This is a genomic window from Streptomyces sp. NPDC088730 (assembly GCF_044751215.1).
Taxonomy (GTDB): domain Bacteria; phylum Actinomycetota; class Actinomycetes; order Streptomycetales; family Streptomycetaceae; genus Streptomyces.
In genome coordinates, this window is the sequence record NZ_JBIVLK010000001.1 from 1,257,814 (window position 1) to 1,274,056 (window position 16,243).

The 16,243-nt window shown below is 72.2% G+C and carries 14 protein-coding genes; 9 read left to right on the plus strand and 5 right to left on the minus strand.

All coding sequences use genetic code 11. The features are described 5' to 3' along the window. The first annotated feature begins 168 nt into the window (after positions 1 to 168). From ACIP89_RS05615 to ACIP89_RS05625, 3 genes are all read left to right on the plus strand, one after another. Positions 169 to 1,890 (plus strand): lytic transglycosylase domain-containing protein, encoded by a 1,722-nt coding sequence (locus ACIP89_RS05615; protein ID WP_402113166.1) that lies wholly within the window; start codon positions 169 to 171, stop codon positions 1,888 to 1,890. 209 nt (positions 1,891 to 2,099) lie between these two features. Then, positions 2,100 to 2,237, plus strand: coding sequence for an SPW_0924 family protein (locus tag ACIP89_RS05620; protein WP_123469382.1), 138 nt, complete (start codon positions 2,100 to 2,102; stop codon positions 2,235 to 2,237). Positions 2,238 to 2,305: 68 nt separating this feature from the next. Beyond that, the gene (locus ACIP89_RS05625; protein ID WP_401923121.1) at positions 2,306 to 3,313 is read left to right on the plus strand and encodes a DUF3068 domain-containing protein; all 1,008 of its coding nucleotides are present in this window, start codon (positions 2,306 to 2,308) and stop codon (positions 3,311 to 3,313) included. On the opposite strand, the gene hrpB is transcribed toward ACIP89_RS05625, so the two are convergent. After that, entirely contained in the window at positions 3,300 to 5,798 is a 2,499-nt protein-coding gene (gene hrpB / locus ACIP89_RS05630; RefSeq protein ID WP_402113168.1) for an ATP-dependent helicase HrpB, read from the minus strand. The genes ACIP89_RS05625 and hrpB overlap by 14 nt on opposite strands. A gap of 49 nt (positions 5,799 to 5,847) precedes the next feature. After that, positions 5,848 to 6,702, minus strand: coding sequence for a class I SAM-dependent methyltransferase (locus tag ACIP89_RS05635; RefSeq protein ID WP_402113170.1), 855 nt, complete (start codon positions 6,700 to 6,702; stop codon positions 5,848 to 5,850). Positions 6,703 to 7,101: 399 nt separating this feature from the next. Here ACIP89_RS05635 and rpsA point away from each other — a divergent pair, with 399 nt between their 5' ends. After that, positions 7,102 to 8,622: a 30S ribosomal protein S1 gene (rpsA, locus tag ACIP89_RS05640; protein WP_024493912.1), complete on the plus strand. Its 1,521-nt coding sequence runs from the start codon at positions 7,102 to 7,104 to the stop codon at positions 8,620 to 8,622. Positions 8,623 to 8,726: 104 nt separating this feature from the next. Here rpsA and ACIP89_RS05645 read toward each other — a convergent pair whose 3' ends face one another. After that, positions 8,727 to 9,689, minus strand: a complete 963-nt coding sequence (locus ACIP89_RS05645; protein WP_402113173.1) for a right-handed parallel beta-helix repeat-containing protein — start codon at positions 9,687 to 9,689, stop codon at positions 8,727 to 8,729. Positions 9,690 to 10,048: 359 nt separating this feature from the next. Between ACIP89_RS05645 and ACIP89_RS05650 the strand changes: the two genes are divergently transcribed. The 4 genes from ACIP89_RS05650 (at position 10,049) to ACIP89_RS05665 (ending at position 13,721) form a co-directional block, all read left to right on the plus strand. Continuing rightward, complete coding sequence (locus ACIP89_RS05650; protein WP_401923725.1) at positions 10,049 to 11,572, plus strand: flavin monoamine oxidase family protein; 1,524 nt, start codon at positions 10,049 to 10,051, stop codon at positions 11,570 to 11,572. A gap of 82 nt (positions 11,573 to 11,654) precedes the next feature. Continuing rightward, positions 11,655 to 12,593: a PAC2 family protein gene (locus ACIP89_RS05655; protein ID WP_401923131.1), complete on the plus strand. Its 939-nt coding sequence runs from the start codon at positions 11,655 to 11,657 to the stop codon at positions 12,591 to 12,593. Between the two features lie 97 nt (positions 12,594 to 12,690). Next, a complete protein-coding gene (gene coaE, locus ACIP89_RS05660; RefSeq protein ID WP_401923133.1) occupies positions 12,691 to 13,293 on the plus strand; it encodes a dephospho-CoA kinase in 603 nt (200 codons plus the stop codon). 65 nt (positions 13,294 to 13,358) lie between these two features. Continuing rightward, the gene (locus ACIP89_RS05665; protein ID WP_311306287.1) at positions 13,359 to 13,721 is read left to right on the plus strand and encodes a tetratricopeptide repeat protein; all 363 of its coding nucleotides are present in this window, start codon (positions 13,359 to 13,361) and stop codon (positions 13,719 to 13,721) included. Positions 13,722 to 13,805: 84 nt separating this feature from the next. On the opposite strand, the gene ACIP89_RS05670 is transcribed toward ACIP89_RS05665, so the two are convergent. Beyond that, a complete protein-coding gene (locus tag ACIP89_RS05670; RefSeq protein WP_401923136.1) occupies positions 13,806 to 14,024 on the minus strand; it encodes a DUF6343 family protein in 219 nt (72 codons plus the stop codon). Between ACIP89_RS05670 and ACIP89_RS05675 the strand changes: the two genes are divergently transcribed. Further along, positions 14,009 to 15,130 (plus strand): ADP-ribosylglycohydrolase family protein, encoded by a 1,122-nt coding sequence (locus ACIP89_RS05675; protein ID WP_401923139.1) that lies wholly within the window; start codon positions 14,009 to 14,011, stop codon positions 15,128 to 15,130. The two genes, ACIP89_RS05670 and ACIP89_RS05675, sit on opposite strands and share 16 nt — an antisense overlap. A gap of 26 nt (positions 15,131 to 15,156) precedes the next feature. Here the strand turns inward: ACIP89_RS05675 and ACIP89_RS05680 are convergent, their stop codons facing one another. Then, entirely contained in the window at positions 15,157 to 16,239 is a 1,083-nt protein-coding gene (locus tag ACIP89_RS05680; protein ID WP_401925608.1) for a tyrosine-protein phosphatase, read from the minus strand. Positions 16,240 to 16,243 lie beyond the last annotated feature (4 nt).

The following is a 16,243-nucleotide window of genomic DNA, read 5'->3' on the forward strand; positions in this document are numbered from 1 at the left end:
CCCGCCGTCACCGGGGCGCCGCCCCCTGTACACCTGGTGATCCGGAACGTGAGAAACCGGTGAGAAGCGGTAAGGCCGCTGTGTTCGGACGGCACAAGTTGCCGTAGGGTCGCCTGAGTCCAGGCGCAGGGGAGCGCGGACGCCGACGACGGGGAGGGCCCACACGTTATGGCAGTGCAATTCGGTCGCCGACTGCGCAGAGGGGCGACCACCACTGCTGTGGCCGCCGCCGCCGTCGCCGCGCTTTCCGCCTCGCAGGGCCCCGGTTCGCCCCTGGTCGCGTCCGAGGACGACCAGCCTGCCGCCGGCGCGACGCCGTCCGACGACAGCGCGGCCTCCGGCAACTCGCCCTACTTCACGGACCTGCCGCCGCTGAACACGCCGGACAAGCCCGGCACTTCCGTCGATCTGCCGGTGACGGGCAGTGCGGAGTCCGGCATACCGGCGTCGATCCTGGCGGCGTACAAGAAGACCCAGCAGACCGTCGCGGGCACGGACGCCGCCTGCCGGCTGCCGTGGCAGCTCCTCGCCGCGATCGGCAAGGTCGAGTCGGGCCAGGCCCGCGGCGGCCGGGTCGACGCGCAGGGCACCACGCTCTCCCCGATCCTCGGCCCGGCCCTCAACGGTCAGGGCTTCGCCCTGATCAAGGACACCGACAACGGCGCCTACGACGGGGACTCGACGCACGACCGCGCGGTCGGCCCGATGCAGTTCATCCCGTCCACCTGGGAGACCTGGGGCCAGGACGGCAACGGCGACGGCCGCAAGGACCCCAACAACATCTACGACGCGGCCCTGGCCGCCGGACGCTACCTCTGCGCCGGCTCCCGCGACCTGTCGCTCGCGACCAACCTGGACCAGGCGGTCCTGAGTTACAACCACTCGGACGAGTACCTGCGCACCGTCCGCTCCTGGTTCGAGTACTACAAGCGCGGCACCCACGAGGTACCCGACGGCAGCGGTGTGCTGCCCCCCGGCCTCGGCAGCGGCCGGGACCGGAGCCCGTCCTCGGGCCCCGGCACCACGCCGTCACCCACGCCGTCGCCCTCGCCGCACGGCTCGGCGACCCCGAAGCCTCCTTCGAAGCCGGGCCCCACCCCGTCCGATCCGCCCGGCAAGCCGTCGTCCCCGCCGCCGACGCCGGACCCCACCCCGGCCCAGACCCTCGCCGGGGTGAAGAACGCGGGGACCGGCCCGCTGACCGCCATGGCGGGCGACGCCTTCACCGAGCGGATCAAGGTGCGGGCGCGCAACGGCCTCGGCGGCCCGCTCGCCAAGGTGTCCGTGACCTTCGCCGTCACCGGTGACACGGACGCCGCGTTCACCGGCGGGAAGCGCACCGTCATCCTCACCACCGGCGCCGACGGCACGGTCACCGCGCCGGTGCTGAAGGCGGGCCAGAAGACGGGCGAGTTCGCCGTGCGCGCGACGGCCACCGGCACCTCGCTGCCCGCCGTGAGCTACTCCGCGAAGGTCACCGCCCGGCAGGCCGACACGATCGCCAGGACCGGCACCGAGAAGCTGACCGCAGAGGCCGGCGCCACCTTCGACGACATCGCGTTCAAGGCGATGTACAAGAAGGCGGCCGCCCACGGCGTCGCCGTCACCGCCACCATGATCACCGACGACGAGAAGCCCGTCGAGAACGACAAGGGCCCGTACTTCGAGGAGAAGGGCGGCAAGCAGGTCCGCACCCTGACGGGCCTGAGCACCGACGCCGACGGGAAGCTCGTCCTCTCGAAGATCCACGCCGGTGACACCGCGGGCACGTACAAGCTGCGCCTCACCACCGAGGGCGGCGCCACCGTCGACATCGAGCTGACGGTCGAAGCGGCGACAGAAGCCGGGACGGAGACCGGAACCGAAGCCGGTACCGAAGCGGGCGCCTGACCCGGACGTTCCACGACCACGACAGCCCCTCCGCCGGAATCCGGCGGAGGGGCTGTCCGCTGTGCGGCCCCGGCCGGGACCGCCCGGCGGCGGGCGCCGCGACGGCGGACAGGGGCGCGGAGCACACCAGGTGTTCTCATCTCGCGCCCCGGTTGCTACGGTGCCCCAGCCCTGACGCCCCATCAGTTCCGCGCCCCGGGAGGCCGAGCATGCGTGCCCTAGTCGCCGCCGCCATCGGACTGGCCGCCGCCCTCGCTCTCGTGCTCACCATCAGCGCGGTGGGCGCACCGCCCGGCGAGACCTCGCCCAAACCCCTGCTGACCACCGTCCCGGGCCCCAAGAACTAGCCGCCCGCACCGCGCAGAGCCCGTCCGCACCACGGAACGCACCACGGAATGCAGAGGGAGGACACCCCATGCGCCGCCGAGCCAGCCTCGTACTCCTGGCCTTCGCCGTCTTCTTCGCAGCCATGTCGCCGCTGCTGCGCTGGTACGCCTTCCCCCGGCTGGCGAAGATCCCGCCGAACCAGTACCAGGAGACGGTGCTGGAGGCGAAGCCCGCGACCCTGCTCGACTACAGCACCCTCACGGCCAAGAAGGTCGACAAGGTCACCATCGTGCAGACCCTCAAGGGCGATGTGGAGGCGTCGGAGAAGATCGAGCGCAGCGCCGGCCGCGACGTCGTCGTCTGGAACGCGCTCTCCTACATCCAGGGCCCCGACGGCAAGATGGTCTCCAAGATCCCCGAGCGCTACATCTTCGACGCGCACAGCCAGGCCCCGGTCCACGCCACCGGCGAGATGGTCGACGGCGACCGGGTCAGCCGCGAGGGCATCGAGTACAAGTGGCCCTTCCTCACCGAGAAGCGGGACTACGAGTACTTCGACGCCCAGACCCGCACCAGCTCGCCCATCCACTACAAGGGCACCCAGACCTTCCGGGGTCTGAAGGTCTACTACTTCGAGCAGACCATCCCGTGGACCAAGGTCCCGATGCCGAAGACCATGCCCATCAAGGGGATCACCCCGGCGCAGATCGCCAAGACCGGGATGACCCGCTGGTACACCACCAAGCGGATGTTCTGGGTCGATCCCGTCACCGGAGCCCCGGTCAACGGCGAGGAGGTCCACAAGGAGGAGATGCGGAACGCGAAGGCGATGGGCATGCCCGAGGACACCGTCACCGTGTTCGCCGGGGACGTGAAGATGCGCGAGGACTACATCGCCTCGATCGTCGACCAGGTCAAGTCCCAGCGGGTGCTGGTCCTGCTGCTGACCTCGTACCTGCCCTGGGGCTTCCTCTTCCTCGGCGCCGCGCTCCTGGCCCTGTCGCTCTGGCTGGAGGCCCGCTCGCGGCGGCCCGGCACACCGAGACCGCACACCGCGCCCGAACCCGTCCCGGACCCGGAACCTACTCCCGCTTGAGCCGGGCCTTCGTGAACCGGGTCGCCTCCATCGTCGCCGGGTCCTCTGGCCACGGGTGTTTCGGATAGCGGCCACGCAGCTCCGCGCGCACCGCCTGGTAGCCCTCCCGCCAGAACGACGCCAGGTCCGCCGTCACCGCGGCGGGCCGGCCGGCCGGGGAGAGCAGGTGCACCAGCACCGGCACCCCGGCCACCCTCGGGGTCTCCTGGAGCCCGAACAGCTCCTGGACCTTCACCGCGAGCACCGGCTGCGCCCCGCCGTACTCCACCCTGATCCGCGAACCGCTCGGCACCTCGATCCGCTCCGGGGCCAGCTCGTCCAGCCGGGCCCCCTCACCGGTCGCCCACGGCAGGAGCCGGCGCAGCGCCTGTCCGGCGTCGATCCCGGCCAGCGCCGAGCGGCGCCGGGCCCGCGACAGCTCGGGCTCCAGCCACTCCCCGGTACGGCTCAGCAGCGCCTCGTCCGACACGTCCGGCCAGGGCTCGCCCAGCTCCCGGTGGAGGAAGGCCAGCCGCTCCCGGAGCTGTCCGGCGTCCCGGGTCCAGCGCAGCAGGCCGAGCCCCTCCCGCCGCAGCCCCTCCACGAGGGCCGCGCGGACGAGGGCGGGGTCGGGCTGCTTCAGGGGGCGCGCGGAGAGTTCGACGGCGCCGAGGCGCTCCACCCGGCGGGCCACCACGTCGTGGCCGTCCCAGCGGACCTCCTCGCCCGCGAACCGCAGGTGTCCGGCCGCCAGGCGTGCCGTGTCCTCGTCGATGACGGCGGCGAGCCGGACCCGGGCGGACGCGGCGTGCGCCGGACGGTCCGCGACCGCGACCGCCAGCCACCCCGCACTGCGCAGCCGTGAACCGTCCCGCAGCTCCGCGCCGGTGCCGGACGCCATCAGGAAAGCCCCCTCGCCCCGGGCCCGCGCCACCCGCTCCGGGAAGGCCAGGGCCGCCACCAGGCCCACCGCCGCGTCGTCCGGACCGGAACCGCCGCCGGAGCCCTTGGACGGCGAGGACAGCCGCCGCACCTCCTGGCGCCAGCGGGCCGCATAGCCGTCCTTGCCCTGGCGCGCGGTGCGCAGCGCGGCCGCCAGGTCGTCCCCGTACTCTCTCGGCGGTTCCTCGCTCAGCAGTGCCACCACCTCCGCGGCCCGGCGTCCGCCGACCGAGGCCGCCCCGTCCAGCAGCGCCCTGGCCAGCCGCGGGTGAAGCCCCAGCCGGGACATCTGTACGCCGCGTTCGGTCACCCGCCCGTCCGGGCCGATCGCGCCGACCGCCGTCAGCACCTCGTGGGCCGCGCCCATCGCACCGGCCGGGGGCGCGTCGAGCAGCGCGAGCCCGGTCGCCTCCGGATCGCCCCAGCAGGCCGCCTGGAGCGCGAACGCCGCGAGGTCGGCCACCTTGATCTCGGGGGAGGGGAACCGGGCGAGCCGCCCGTCCTCCGCCTGCTCCCAGCAGCGGTAGACCGTCCCGGGCGCCTCGCGGCCGGCCCGGCCCGCCCGCTGACGGCCCGCCGCCTGCGAGGCGCGTACCGTCGTCAGCGCGCTCAGGCCCCGGGCGTGATCGGTGCGCGGTTCCCTGGCCAGCCCCGAGTCGACGACGGTCCGCACCCCCGGCACGGTCAGCGAGGACTCCGCCACCGAGGTCGCCAGCACCACCCGGCGGCCCTCGGACGAACCGGCCAGCACCGCGTCCTGCACCGCCGCCGGGGCCCGTCCGTGCACCTGGAGCACCTCCGCCGCGAGCCCGGACAGCTGTCCCGCCACCCGGCCGATCTCGCCGACCCCGGGCAGGAAGCACAGCACGTCGCCGTCCCGCTCGGCCAGCGCCCGCCGCACCACGGCGGCGACATGGGTCAGCAGCGCGGGATCGACCCGCATCTCGTGCGGCGGCCGCACCGGCCTGACCGGCGGCGCCCACACCACCTCCACCGGGTACGAGACGCCCTGTGCCTCGACCACCGGGGCATCCCCGAGCAGCCGGGCCCAGCCCTGCGCGTCGGTCGTCGCGGACGCGGCGACCAGGCGCAGATCGGGCCGGATCGCCGCCCGTACGTCGAGGAGGAAGGCGGCCACCGTGTCCGCGTCCAGATGGCGTTCATGGCACTCGTCGATGATCACCACATCGATCCCGGCGAGCTCCTGGTCGCGCTGGAGCCGCTGGAGCAGCACCCCGGTGGTGACCACCTCCACCACGGTCCCGGGACCCACCACCCGCTCCCCGCGCACGGTGAAGCCGACCCGTTCGCCGGCCCGCTCACCGAGCAGCCAGGCCATCCGCCGGGCCGCCGCGCGGGCCGCGATCCGCCGGGGCTCGGCGACCACGACCCGGCGCGGTGGCCCGTCGCCGGTCAGCCCGGCCAGGACCAGCGGGACGAGGGTGGTCTTGCCGGTGCCCGGGGGTGCGCACAGCACGGCGGCACCCCGCTCGTCGAGGGCCTGCCGCAGCGCGGGCACGGCGGTGCGGACGGGCAGCTGGTCCAGGGCGTCGGTGCGGATCACGGCCCCAGTCTCGTACGGTCGGCCGCCGTGCCCCGCACCGGCCGGTGTCTCAGTCGCGCTCGCAGACGAAGATGGCGGTCCCGGGGATCAGGCTGCCGCGCAGCGGTGACCAGCCGCCCCACTCCTGGCTGTTCCACTCCGGCCACTCCGGTTCCACCAGGTCGACCAGGCGGAATCCGCCCGCGACCACGTCCCGCACCCGGTCGCCGAGCGTGCGGTGGTGCTCCACGTACACCGCGTCGCCGTTCTCGTCCTGCTCGACGTAGGGGGTGCGGTCGAAGTACGAGGCGGCGACGGACAGCCCCTCCGGCCCCGGCTCGTCCGGGAAGGCCCAGCGGACCGGGTGCGTGACGGAGAAGACCCAGCGGCCGCCGGGGCGCAGCACCCGGTGCACCTCGCGGAACACCTGGACCGGGTCGGCGACGAACGGCACCGCGCCGTAGGCGGAGCAGGCCAGGTCGAAGCTGCCGTCGCGGAAGGGCAGTACCCCGGCGTCGGCCTGGACCAGCGGGACGCCGCCGATCCGCAGCCCGTGCTGGAGCTGGCGGTGCGAGAGGTCGAGCGCGACCGGGCGGGCACCCTGGGCGGCCAGCCAGCGGGAGCACTGTGCCGCGCCCGCCCCGATCTCCAGGATGTCCAGGCCCGCCAGGTCGTCCAGGGGACCCAGCAGCCCGGCCTCCGTCTCGTCGAGGCCCTCCGGGCCCCAGACGAATCTGTCGTCGCCGAGGAAGGTCCCGTGCTCGTTCTGGTACTCGTCGGCGTTGCGGTCCCACCAGCCGCGGCTGGCCCGGCTGCTCTCTGCCACGTCGGCGCTGCGGCGTGTCACCTCCGGCTCGGAGGGCTCGGGGGGCTCCGGGGGCCGGGAGGGCTCGGAGGGTTCGGCAGGGTGGATCTCTTGGCTCATCGTGCCCGTCGCTGTAGTTTGCCTTCACCCCGTCGTACGCGGTGCGTACCAGGGGGGATTCGTGGGTGGGCAACCCGTGTGTCCGGGACGTCATCGGGGCCGATGCGGCCTCGGCGAACACGAGTTGTGCCGGGTATGGGGCGTTGCGCCCCTGGTGTGCGCCTTCGCGCATTGACCCTGCCCTGCTGCCCCCGTATGCTACAAGTTGCGCTGCGAGCCTGCGCGCCTCAGACCTAGCAGGCCGCGCTCGCATCTGTTGTATGTCCCCTCGGTTCACGAGGCGCCTCCCCGCTCGCGGGATTCGGCGCCTCCCAGGCTGTCCGGCTTCTGCAGAGGCGATACGGGCTCACGGCGTAGCAGTAACTTCGACTCACTGTCCGTACCGGAGCCCTTTCCCACATGACGAGCAGCACCGAGACCACCGCCACCACTCCGCAGGTTGCGGTCAACGACATCGGCGACGCGGACGCGTTCCTCGCGGCCATCGACGAGACGATCAAGTACTTCAACGACGGCGACATCGTTGATGGTGTCATCGTCAAGGTTGACCGCGACGAGGTTCTCCTCGACATCGGTTACAAGACCGAAGGTGTCATCCCGAGCCGCGAGCTCTCGATCAAGCACGACGTCGACCCCAACGAGGTCGTCAAGGTCGGCGACGAGATCGAGGCCCTGGTTCTCCAGAAGGAGGACAAGGAAGGCCGCCTGATCCTCTCGAAGAAGCGCGCTCAGTACGAGCGTGCCTGGGGCACCATCGAGAAGATCAAGGAAGAAGACGGCATCGTCACCGGTACCGTCATCGAGGTCGTCAAGGGTGGTCTCATCCTCGACATCGGCCTCCGGGGCTTCCTGCCGGCGTCGCTGGTCGAGATGCGCCGCGTCCGCGACCTCCAGCCGTACGTGGGCAAGGAGCTCGAAGCCAAGATCATCGAGCTGGACAAGAACCGCAACAACGTGGTCCTGTCCCGCCGTGCCTGGCTTGAGCAGACCCAGTCCGAGGTTCGCCAGACGTTCCTCACGACCCTGCAGAAGGGTCAGGTCCGCTCCGGCGTCGTCTCCTCGATCGTCAACTTCGGTGCCTTCGTGGACCTCGGTGGCGTCGACGGTCTCGTGCACGTCTCCGAGCTGTCCTGGAAGCACATCGACCACCCCTCCGAGGTTGTCGAGGTCGGCCAGGAGGTCACCGTCGAGGTTCTCGACGTGGACATGGACCGCGAGCGTGTCTCCCTGTCGCTCAAGGCGACGCAGGAAGACCCGTGGCAGCAGTTCGCCCGGACGCACCAGATCGGGCAGGTTGTTCCCGGTAAGGTCACCAAGCTCGTTCCGTTCGGTGCGTTCGTGCGCGTCGACGAGGGCATCGAGGGCCTGGTCCACATCTCCGAGCTGGCCGAGCGCCACGTGGAGATCCCGGAGCAGGTCGTCCAGGTCAACGACGAGATCTTCGTCAAGGTCATCGACATCGACCTTGAGCGTCGTCGGATCAGCCTCTCGCTGAAGCAGGCCAACGAGTCCTTCGGCGGCGACCCGGCCTCGGTCGAGTTCGACCCGACGCTGTACGGCATGGCCGCGTCGTACGACGACCAGGGCAACTACATCTACCCCGAGGGCTTCGACCCCGAGACCAACGACTGGCTCGAGGGCTTCGAGGCTCAGCGCGAGGTCTGGGAGACCCAGTACGCCGAGGCGCAGACGCGCTTCGAGCAGCACCAGGCCCAGGTCATCAAGTCCCGCGAGGCCGACGAGGCCGCTGCTGCCGAGGGCGCTGCCGCCCCGGCCGGCGCGGCTCCGGCTGCCTCCGGCGGCAGCGGTGGCGGCGGTGGCGGTTCGTACTCCTCGGAGTCCGCGGACAACTCCGGCGCCCTGGCGTCGGACGAGGCCCTGGCTGCCCTGCGCGAGAAGCTGGCGGGCGGCCAGAGCTGACGCTCTGACCCTCCGGCCGGTCATCGGTCGCAGTAGATGACGGTGAGGCCCGTCCCCTTCGGGGGGCGGGCCTCACCGTCGTTCCTGCGGGTTCTTACGGGTCTCTACGGGGTGACGGCGATGTTGGTCAGGCCGTTGCCGCCCGTCACGGTGTTGCTCGCGTAGACCTTCGTCGGGCAACTCGCGCTGTAGTTGGTGACGTTGAACGCGATCCGCTTGTCGCCCGTCGAACCGGACAGGTTCGAGGTGTTGTCCCGGAAGACGGTCCCGCAGCCCCAGCCGCTCTGCTGGGTGTGCGTCTCGTAGCCGTTGTTGGTCGTACGGGAGCCCCGGTTGCCCTGGACCAGTACGCCGTTGCCCTTCACGTCGACCCAGGAGTCGTCGTAGTTGGCGCCGGTCAGCCCGCTTCCGTCGAAGGTGTTGCCGGTGATCCGGGCGCCCGTGGTGCCCTCCTTGATGTCGATGTTCTCGCCGCCGACGTCCGGGCCGATCGTGTTGTCGAGGATCTGGACCCGGTCGCTGTTGTCGGAGAGGTCGCCCGCCGTGCCCACGTAGACGCCTTCGCCCATGCCGCGGCCGTCGTGCCCGGTGTCGTAGATCCGCGAGTTCTTGATGACGCCGTCGCTGCTGGACTTGCGGAAGTGGACGCCCTCCATGTCGAGGTCGTGCACGGTGACCGAGTCGATGACGACGCCGTCGGCGCTGTCGGCCATGATGCCCTTCTGGCCGCCGGAGACGGTGATGCCCTTCACGGTCCAGTACGAGGCGCCGTTGAGGTGCAGCCCGTAGCCGCCGCCGGCCGTGAGGACCGCCCCGGCCGAGCCGGTCAGGGTGATCCGCGCGGCGGCGGTGCCGGGGGCGGTCGCCTTGAAGTTGCCGGTGTACGTGCCGTTCGCGAGCTGGATCGTGTCGCCGGGGCGGGCCGCTGTGAGGGCCGACTTGAGCTGGGCCGCGGTGCTCACCTGGATGACCGTCGCCGCTCCGGCGGTGGCGGCCGAGGCGAGGACCAGGCCGCCGGTGGCGAGGACGGTGGAGAGCAGGGCGGGGAGCAGTGTGCGGGTGCGCATGGGGGTGCCTTCCCGTCGGAGGTTCAGGGTTCTCGTACGTGAATGTGGGGCGAGTTTCTGAACGTGCTGCCCAGTGACGGTAGGGACGGGGTGATGCCGTGTCAAGGTCTGGACCATTGCGGCGAGGGGCTGTGGGGGCCGTGAGCACTGTGGGGCGCGAGCGGGGTGAACAGAGAGAAACGTGCGGGATACACGAGTAACTGACGGCACGTAACACGCCCTTGCCAGGATCCCGGCAACCCCAGGATCCGGACAGGAGCCGCTCCATGACCCAGACTTCGCACCACTCCCCGGTGACGCCCGGCGACAGCCGCCGCGCCTTTCTGCGCAACGTCGGCATCACCGGCGGGGCGGGCGCCATGTTCGCCACCATGGGCGCCCTCGGCCTCGCCCCGACCGCCGAGGCCGCAGGCCGCGAACCCGCCTTCCGGGCCCCCAGTGAGGGGGACTTCTCGCTGACCGGCAGGGCCGCGGCCAAGGTGGTCGTCGTGGGCGGCGGTATCGCCGGTCTCGCCACCGCCTACGAGCTGGGCAAGGCGGGCTACGACGTGACGGTCCTGGAGGCCCGCGCCCGCACGGGCGGCCGCAACTTCACCGTGCGCGGCGGCGATTCCACCACCGACATCCACGGTGTCCGGCAGACGGCCCGGTTCAGCGACGGCCAGTACATGAACTGCGGGCCCGGCCGGATCCCGCAGTGGATGGTCACCCTCGACTACTGTCGCGAACTCGGCGTACCCATCGAGATGTTCACCAACGTGAACGCCAATGCCTATATCTACAACGAGAAGGCAGGCATGAAGGCCCCGGTGCGCTACCGCACCGCCAAGGCCGACGTGTACGGCTATGTCGCCGAACTCCTCTCCAAGGCCACCGACAAGGGGGCGCTCGACCGGCAGATCACCGCCGACGACCAGGAACGGCTCATGGAGTTCCTGAAGGACTTCGGCGACATCGGGGACACGCTCGACTACACCGGGAGCCCCCGGCGCGGCTACCGCGTCGACCCCGCGGCCGCCGGGACGCCCGGCGAGGAGCTGGGCTCCGTGCCCTCCGCCTCCGAGGTCTTCGCCAGCGGCGTCGGGCGCTACTTCGCCTTCGAGTTCGAGTACGACCAGGCGATGCTGATGTTCCAGCCGGTCGGCGGCATGGACCGGATACCCGCCGCGCTCACCCGGGCGATAGGGGAGCGAAGAATCCTCACCGGCGCGGCCGTCACGAGGATCACCGACACCCCGCACGGCGTCACCGTCACCTACACCCGGGCGGGGCGCACCCGCACCATCGAGGCGGACTACTGCGTCGCCGCGCTGCCGCCCAACATCCTGGCCGGGACCGCTCACAACCTGGGCCCGGCCGTCCAGCGCGCGCTGGAGGCCTGCAAGCCCTCCTCGGCCGGGAAGATCGGTCTTGAGTACCGCAGCCGCTGGTGGGAGAACGACCACCGGATCTACGGCGGCATCACCGAGACGGACATGGACCTCGCCCACATCTGGTACCCGTCCTACGGCCACCAGGGCAGGCGCGGCACGATCATCGGGTACTACAACACCGGCGCCGACGCCGACGCGTACGCCGCCCTCACCCCCGCGCAGCGGGAGGCGCGGGCCGTGGCCCAGGGCGTGAAGATCCACGGCGACAAGTACCGCACCGAACTCGCCACGTCGTTCTCCCACCACTGGCGGCAGACCCCGCACCTGGAGGCGTCCTGGCACTCACTGGCGGGCGGCCCCGACGCCCCCGTCTTCGCACCGCTCAACCGGGCAGCCGGGCGGGTCTACTTCGCCGGCGACTACCTGAGCTACGCGGACGCCTGGCAGCACGGCGCGTTCACCTCGGCACGGAAGGCGGTCACCGCACTGCACGCGCGGGTACTTGGGTAAACACCATGTGAAGGGGCACGGGAGGGAATGCCCGTGCCCCTCGGGGCGTTCTTCTTCAGGAACACAAGGAGGAGCGGTAACCGTGGCTGATCCGCAGAGTTTGTACGAATGGGACCCGAAGGGCCTGGCCGTCGTCGACATGGCACTGGCCCAGGAGTCGGCCGGCCTGGTCATGCTCTACCACCTGGAGGGGTACATCGACGCGGGTGAGACCGGTGAGCAGATCGTCGACGGTCTGCTCGAATCGCTGCCGCACCAGGTGGTGGCCCGCTTCGACCACGACCGCCTCGTCGACTACCGCGCACGGCGTCCCCTGCTGACCTTCCGGCGCGACCGCTGGACGTCGTACGAGACCCCGACGCTGGACGTGCGGGTGGTCCAGGACACCACCGGGGCGCCGTTCCTGCTGCTGTCCGGACCGGAGCCCGACGTGGAGTGGGAGAAGTTCGCCGCCGCCGTCGAGCAGATCGTCGAACGGCTCGGTGTCCGCCTCGCGGTCAACTTCCACGGCATCCCGATGGGCGTCCCGCACACCCGCCCCGTCGGCATCACCCCGCACGGCAACCGCACCGACCTCATGCCCGGCCACCGCAGCCCGTTCGACGAGGCACAGGTGCCCGGTTCCGCGGAGGCCCTCGTCGAGTACCGGCTGATGGAGGCCGGACACGACGTGCTGGGTGTCGCCACCCATGTGCCGCACTACGTCGCCCGCTCCGCCTACCCCGACGCCGCGCTCACCGCGCTGGAGTCGATCACGGCCGCGACCGGACTGGTCCTGCCCACCATCGCCCACGCACTGCGCACAGAGGCGCACCGCACCCAGACGGAGATCGACCGCCAGATCGGGCAGGGCGACGAGGAGCTCGTCTCGCTGGTCGAGGGCCTTGAGCACCAGTACGACGCGGTGGCGGGTGCCGAGACCCGGGGCAATCTGGTCGCGGAGCCGGTGGACCTGCCGTCCGCCGACGAGATCGGCCTCGAATTCGAGCGCTTCCTGGCCGAGCGGGAAGGCGACAGCTGACCACCCGCCCCGCGGCCCCGCGCCCGTCCGGCCTCCCCGCCACGGCGACGCGGGGCGGGCTCCCGGCCGAGCGGGGACGGGCACTAGGCTGCCGCCCATGCTGAAAGTGGGCCTGACCGGTGGAATCGGCGCCGGCAAGAGCGAAGTGTCCTCGTTGCTCGTCGGCCATGGAGCCGTCCTCGTCGACGCCGACCGGATCGCCCGCGAGGTCGTCGAGCCCGGCACCCCCGGGCTCGCCGCTCTCGTCGAGGAGTTCGGCACCGGGATCCTCGCCCCCGACGGGACCCTGGACCGGCCGAAGCTCGGCTCGATCGTCTTCTCCGAGCCCGACCGGCTGGCCGCCCTCAACGCGATCGTCCACCCGCTGGTCGGCGCCCGCTCCGCCGAGCTGGAGCGGGCCGCGGGCACCGGCTCCGTCGTCGTCCACGACGTCCCCCTCCTCACGGAGAACGGCCTCGCCCCCCTGTACGACCTGGTCGTCGTCGTCGACGCCGCTCCCGCGACCCAGCTCGACCGGCTCGTGCGGCTGCGCGGGATGACGGAGGCGGACGCGCGGGCCCGGATGGCGGCGCAGGCCACCCGCGAGGAGCGGCTCGCCATCGCGGACCTGGTCATCGACAACGACGGACCGGTCGAGGCCCTCGCCCCGCAGGTCCGCGAGGTCTGGGCGGAGCTGGAGCGACGGGCCGCGGCGGGCTGACCCGGACCGGAATACCGGGCCCCGGCGCGACGTTGGCACCGAGGTGGCCGAGGGAAGGATGCGCTGTGCCCGAGAGGAACCCGGAAACCGACGTCATAGACTTCCGCGCGGCCGAGCAGCTGCTCGCGGCGCGCGATCCCCGGGGTGCCGTGAAGCTGCTCGACTCGGTGATCGCCTCCCATCCGGAGAACACCGCGGCCCGGCTGCTGCGCGCCCGTGCCTTCTTCGCGGCCGCCCAACTGCGCCCCGCCGAGCTCGAATTCGAACTCGTCCTGGAACGCGAGCCGGACAACGCCTTCGCGCACTTCGCGCTGGCCCGCACCTTCGAGCGGGCCGGCCATCCGGAGCGGGCCACCCGCCACTTCCGGCTCGCGGCGGCTCTCGACCCCAACCCGGAGTACCTGAGGGCCGCTCGCTTCGACGGCTGACGCGGCGGACGATCACCAGCAGATCCACCAGGACGGACCACGACGGACGGACCACGACGAGCAGCACACCGCAGGCGGCGCCCACTACGGGCGGCCGGTCAGCGTGGATGCCGTCAGGCCGAAGACGGCCCAGGCCAGGCCCCATAGACTCAGCCCGAGCCGCAGTCGCAGCGAACTGCGCGCAGTCGTCGGTTCACCACCGGTACGCACGGCATCGCCTCTCCTGCCGGCATGGGCCCGCGGCGGCGGAACGCGGCGAACCGACGAGAGAGTGTGGGGTGCCGGCGATGAGCGGTGCGGCATGGGGGAACGGTTCCGTCCGAAGGGCCCGGGTCCGGGGGTGCCTGCTGGGCGGGGCGATAGGGGACGCGCTGGGCAATCCGGTGGAGTTCCTGTCGCTCGCGGGTATCCGGCGGGCCCACGGCGAGCAGGGCGTACGCGGTCTGACGGCCGACGAGGACGGGGTCACCGGGCGCGTCACGGACGACACCCAGATGACGCTCTTCACCGCGGAGGGCCTGATCAGGGCCCACTCCCGGGCCATGGCCAAGGGCATCGGCGGCGCCGAGACCGCGGTCGTCAGGCACGCCTACCTGCGCTGGCTCGACACCCAGAACCACCCCGCACCCCCCGCCCGCGGCGGGGACGACGACCTGGTCCGCACCGGCTGGCTCAGGGAGCAGCCCTGGCTGTACGCGCGGCGGGCCCCCGGCAACGCCTGCCTGACCGGGCTCACGGCCGGCCACATCCCTGACCCGAGGGCCCCGCTCGGCAGGCCCGGCCCGGTCAACACGGACTCCAAGGGCTGCGGCACGGTGATGCGCTCCGCCCCCTTCGGGCTGACCGGCGGGCCCGTGGAGGAAGGCTTCGGGCTGGCCGCCCGGTGTGCGCGGATCACCCACGGCCACCTCACCGGCGCCTACGCGGCCGGTGCGCTCGCGGCGGTCGTCGCCCACCTCATGGAGGGCGACTCGCTGCCCGGCGCCGTGCTGCGGGCCATGGAGCTGCTGGCCCGCCACCCCGGCCACCAGGAGACGTCCGCCGCGCTCCGGGCGGCCTTCGAACTCGCCGGCCGGGGCGCACCGAGCGCGGAGAAGGTGGAGTCGCTCGGCGCGGGCTGGGTGGCCGAGGAGGCGCTCGCCATCGCCGTGTACTGCGCGCTCGTCCTGCCGGGCGCGGACCAGGTGGGCGAGGCCCTGCTGCTCTCGGTCAACCACTCGGGCGACAGCGACTCCACCGGCGCGGTCTGCGGCAATCTGCTCGGCGCCCACCACGGCGACGTACACCTTCCGCCGTCCTGGCTGGTGCGCACCGAGGGGCGGGCGGTGATCGCCGAGGTGGCCGACGACCTGTCCCTGGAGTTCGAGCACCCGGTGGAGTGGCCGTCCGGCCGCTACCCCGGGTGCTGACGTGAACCGAGCTGCCGGTCAGTCGGTCAGTCGGTGAGGAGCTTGGCGCGCAGGGCCTCCACGGTCGCCGCGTCGAGCTTCAGCCCCTCGCGTACGTAGGTGTCGAAATCGCCGTACAGGTGGTCCGCCTCGTCGAACGCGGCGCGCAGCCAGCTCAGTTCGACGGCCTCCGGGTTGCCGGTGTACTGGTTGCTGGCGAGGAAGTCCGCCTCGACCGTGGCGCGCGGGACGCCCAGCAGGGTGAGCAGGACGGCGGTGCCCCAGCCGGTCCGGTCCTTGCCGGCGCTGCAGTGGAACACCGTGGCGCCCGAGGTGTTCGTGGCGACGGCCGTGACCAGGTCGTGGAACGCGTAGTCGCCGCCCACGAAGTTGACCATGAACGGGTAGCCGATGGACTGGCCCAGGTCGGACGAGCCGGAGAAGAGCCCGGCGGCGACGGCCTGGGCCAGCGTCATCAGGGCCGAGTCGTGGAAGCGGACGCCGTGGCTGAGCGAGACGACGTCCGCGACCTGGTAGGCGACACCGGCCGGCAGCCGGTCCGGGTCGTCGTGGCGCTCCATGGCGTTGCGCAGGTCCACATCGAGCGTGAGGTGCTGGGAGACCAGCCGCTGCTGCTCGGCGTCGGTGAGGCTGTTCAGCTTGCCGGAGCGGTAGACCAGGCCGGACCGGACCCAGCGCCCGTCGGTGGTGCGGTAGCCGCCGATGTCCCGGAAGTTGCGGGCGGACTCCAGGCCGAGCGAGCGGTCCGCGACGACCAGCGGGCTTCCGCCGTCCGGGACCAGCCGGAAGTACCAGCGCCCGGACTCCGGGAGCGTCCCGGCGGGCACGGTCAGCGAGCCGGTGCCCGGAGCCGTCCCGACGGGGACGCCGGTGGTGGCGTCGGGGGAGGTGACGGCGGTGACGGTCACCGACGCGGCGGGGGAGGCCCAGGAGAGGGTGTGGCCGCCGTCGGCCGTGCGTGCGGCCGTGGCGGAGGTGAACGGTACGGCGGAGCGCGCCGTGGCCGTGGCCGTCGCGGCGGGCGGGGCCGCGAGCGCGGACGGGGCCAGTGCCGTACCGGCGAGGAGGGCGGCCGCGACGGCGGCTCCGGCTATGCGGTGCGTACGCATGGGT

Bases quoted from the DNA above. Each gene is read 5' to 3' on its own strand.
- ACIP89_RS05635 (WP_402113170.1), bottom strand. From the start codon at position 6,702: ATGAGCCAAGAGATCCACCCTGCCGAACCCTCCGAGCCCTCCCGGCCC.
- ACIP89_RS05650 (WP_401923725.1), top strand. From the start codon at position 10,049: ATGTTCGCCACCATGGGCGCCCTCGGCCTCGCCCCGACCGCCGAGGCC.
- ACIP89_RS05680 (WP_401925608.1), bottom strand. From the start codon at position 16,239: ATGCGTACGCACCGCATAGCCGGAGCCGCCGTCGCGGCCGCCCTCCTC.
- ACIP89_RS05625 (WP_401923121.1), top strand. From the start codon at position 2,306: ATGCGCCGCCGAGCCAGCCTCGTACTCCTGGCCTTCGCCGTCTTCTTC.
- ACIP89_RS05645 (WP_402113173.1), bottom strand. From the start codon at position 9,689: ATGCGCACCCGCACACTGCTCCCCGCCCTGCTCTCCACCGTCCTCGCC.
- rpsA (WP_024493912.1), top strand. From the start codon at position 7,102: ATGACGAGCAGCACCGAGACCACCGCCACCACTCCGCAGGTTGCGGTC.
- coaE (WP_401923133.1), top strand. From the start codon at position 12,691: ATGCTGAAAGTGGGCCTGACCGGTGGAATCGGCGCCGGCAAGAGCGAA.
- ACIP89_RS05615 (WP_402113166.1), top strand. From the start codon at position 169: ATGGCAGTGCAATTCGGTCGCCGACTGCGCAGAGGGGCGACCACCACT.
- ACIP89_RS05670 (WP_401923136.1), bottom strand. From the start codon at position 14,024: ATGCCGCACCGCTCATCGCCGGCACCCCACACTCTCTCGTCGGTTCGC.
- ACIP89_RS05675 (WP_401923139.1), top strand. From the start codon at position 14,009: ATGAGCGGTGCGGCATGGGGGAACGGTTCCGTCCGAAGGGCCCGGGTC.
- ACIP89_RS05620 (WP_123469382.1), top strand. From the start codon at position 2,100: ATGCGTGCCCTAGTCGCCGCCGCCATCGGACTGGCCGCCGCCCTCGCT.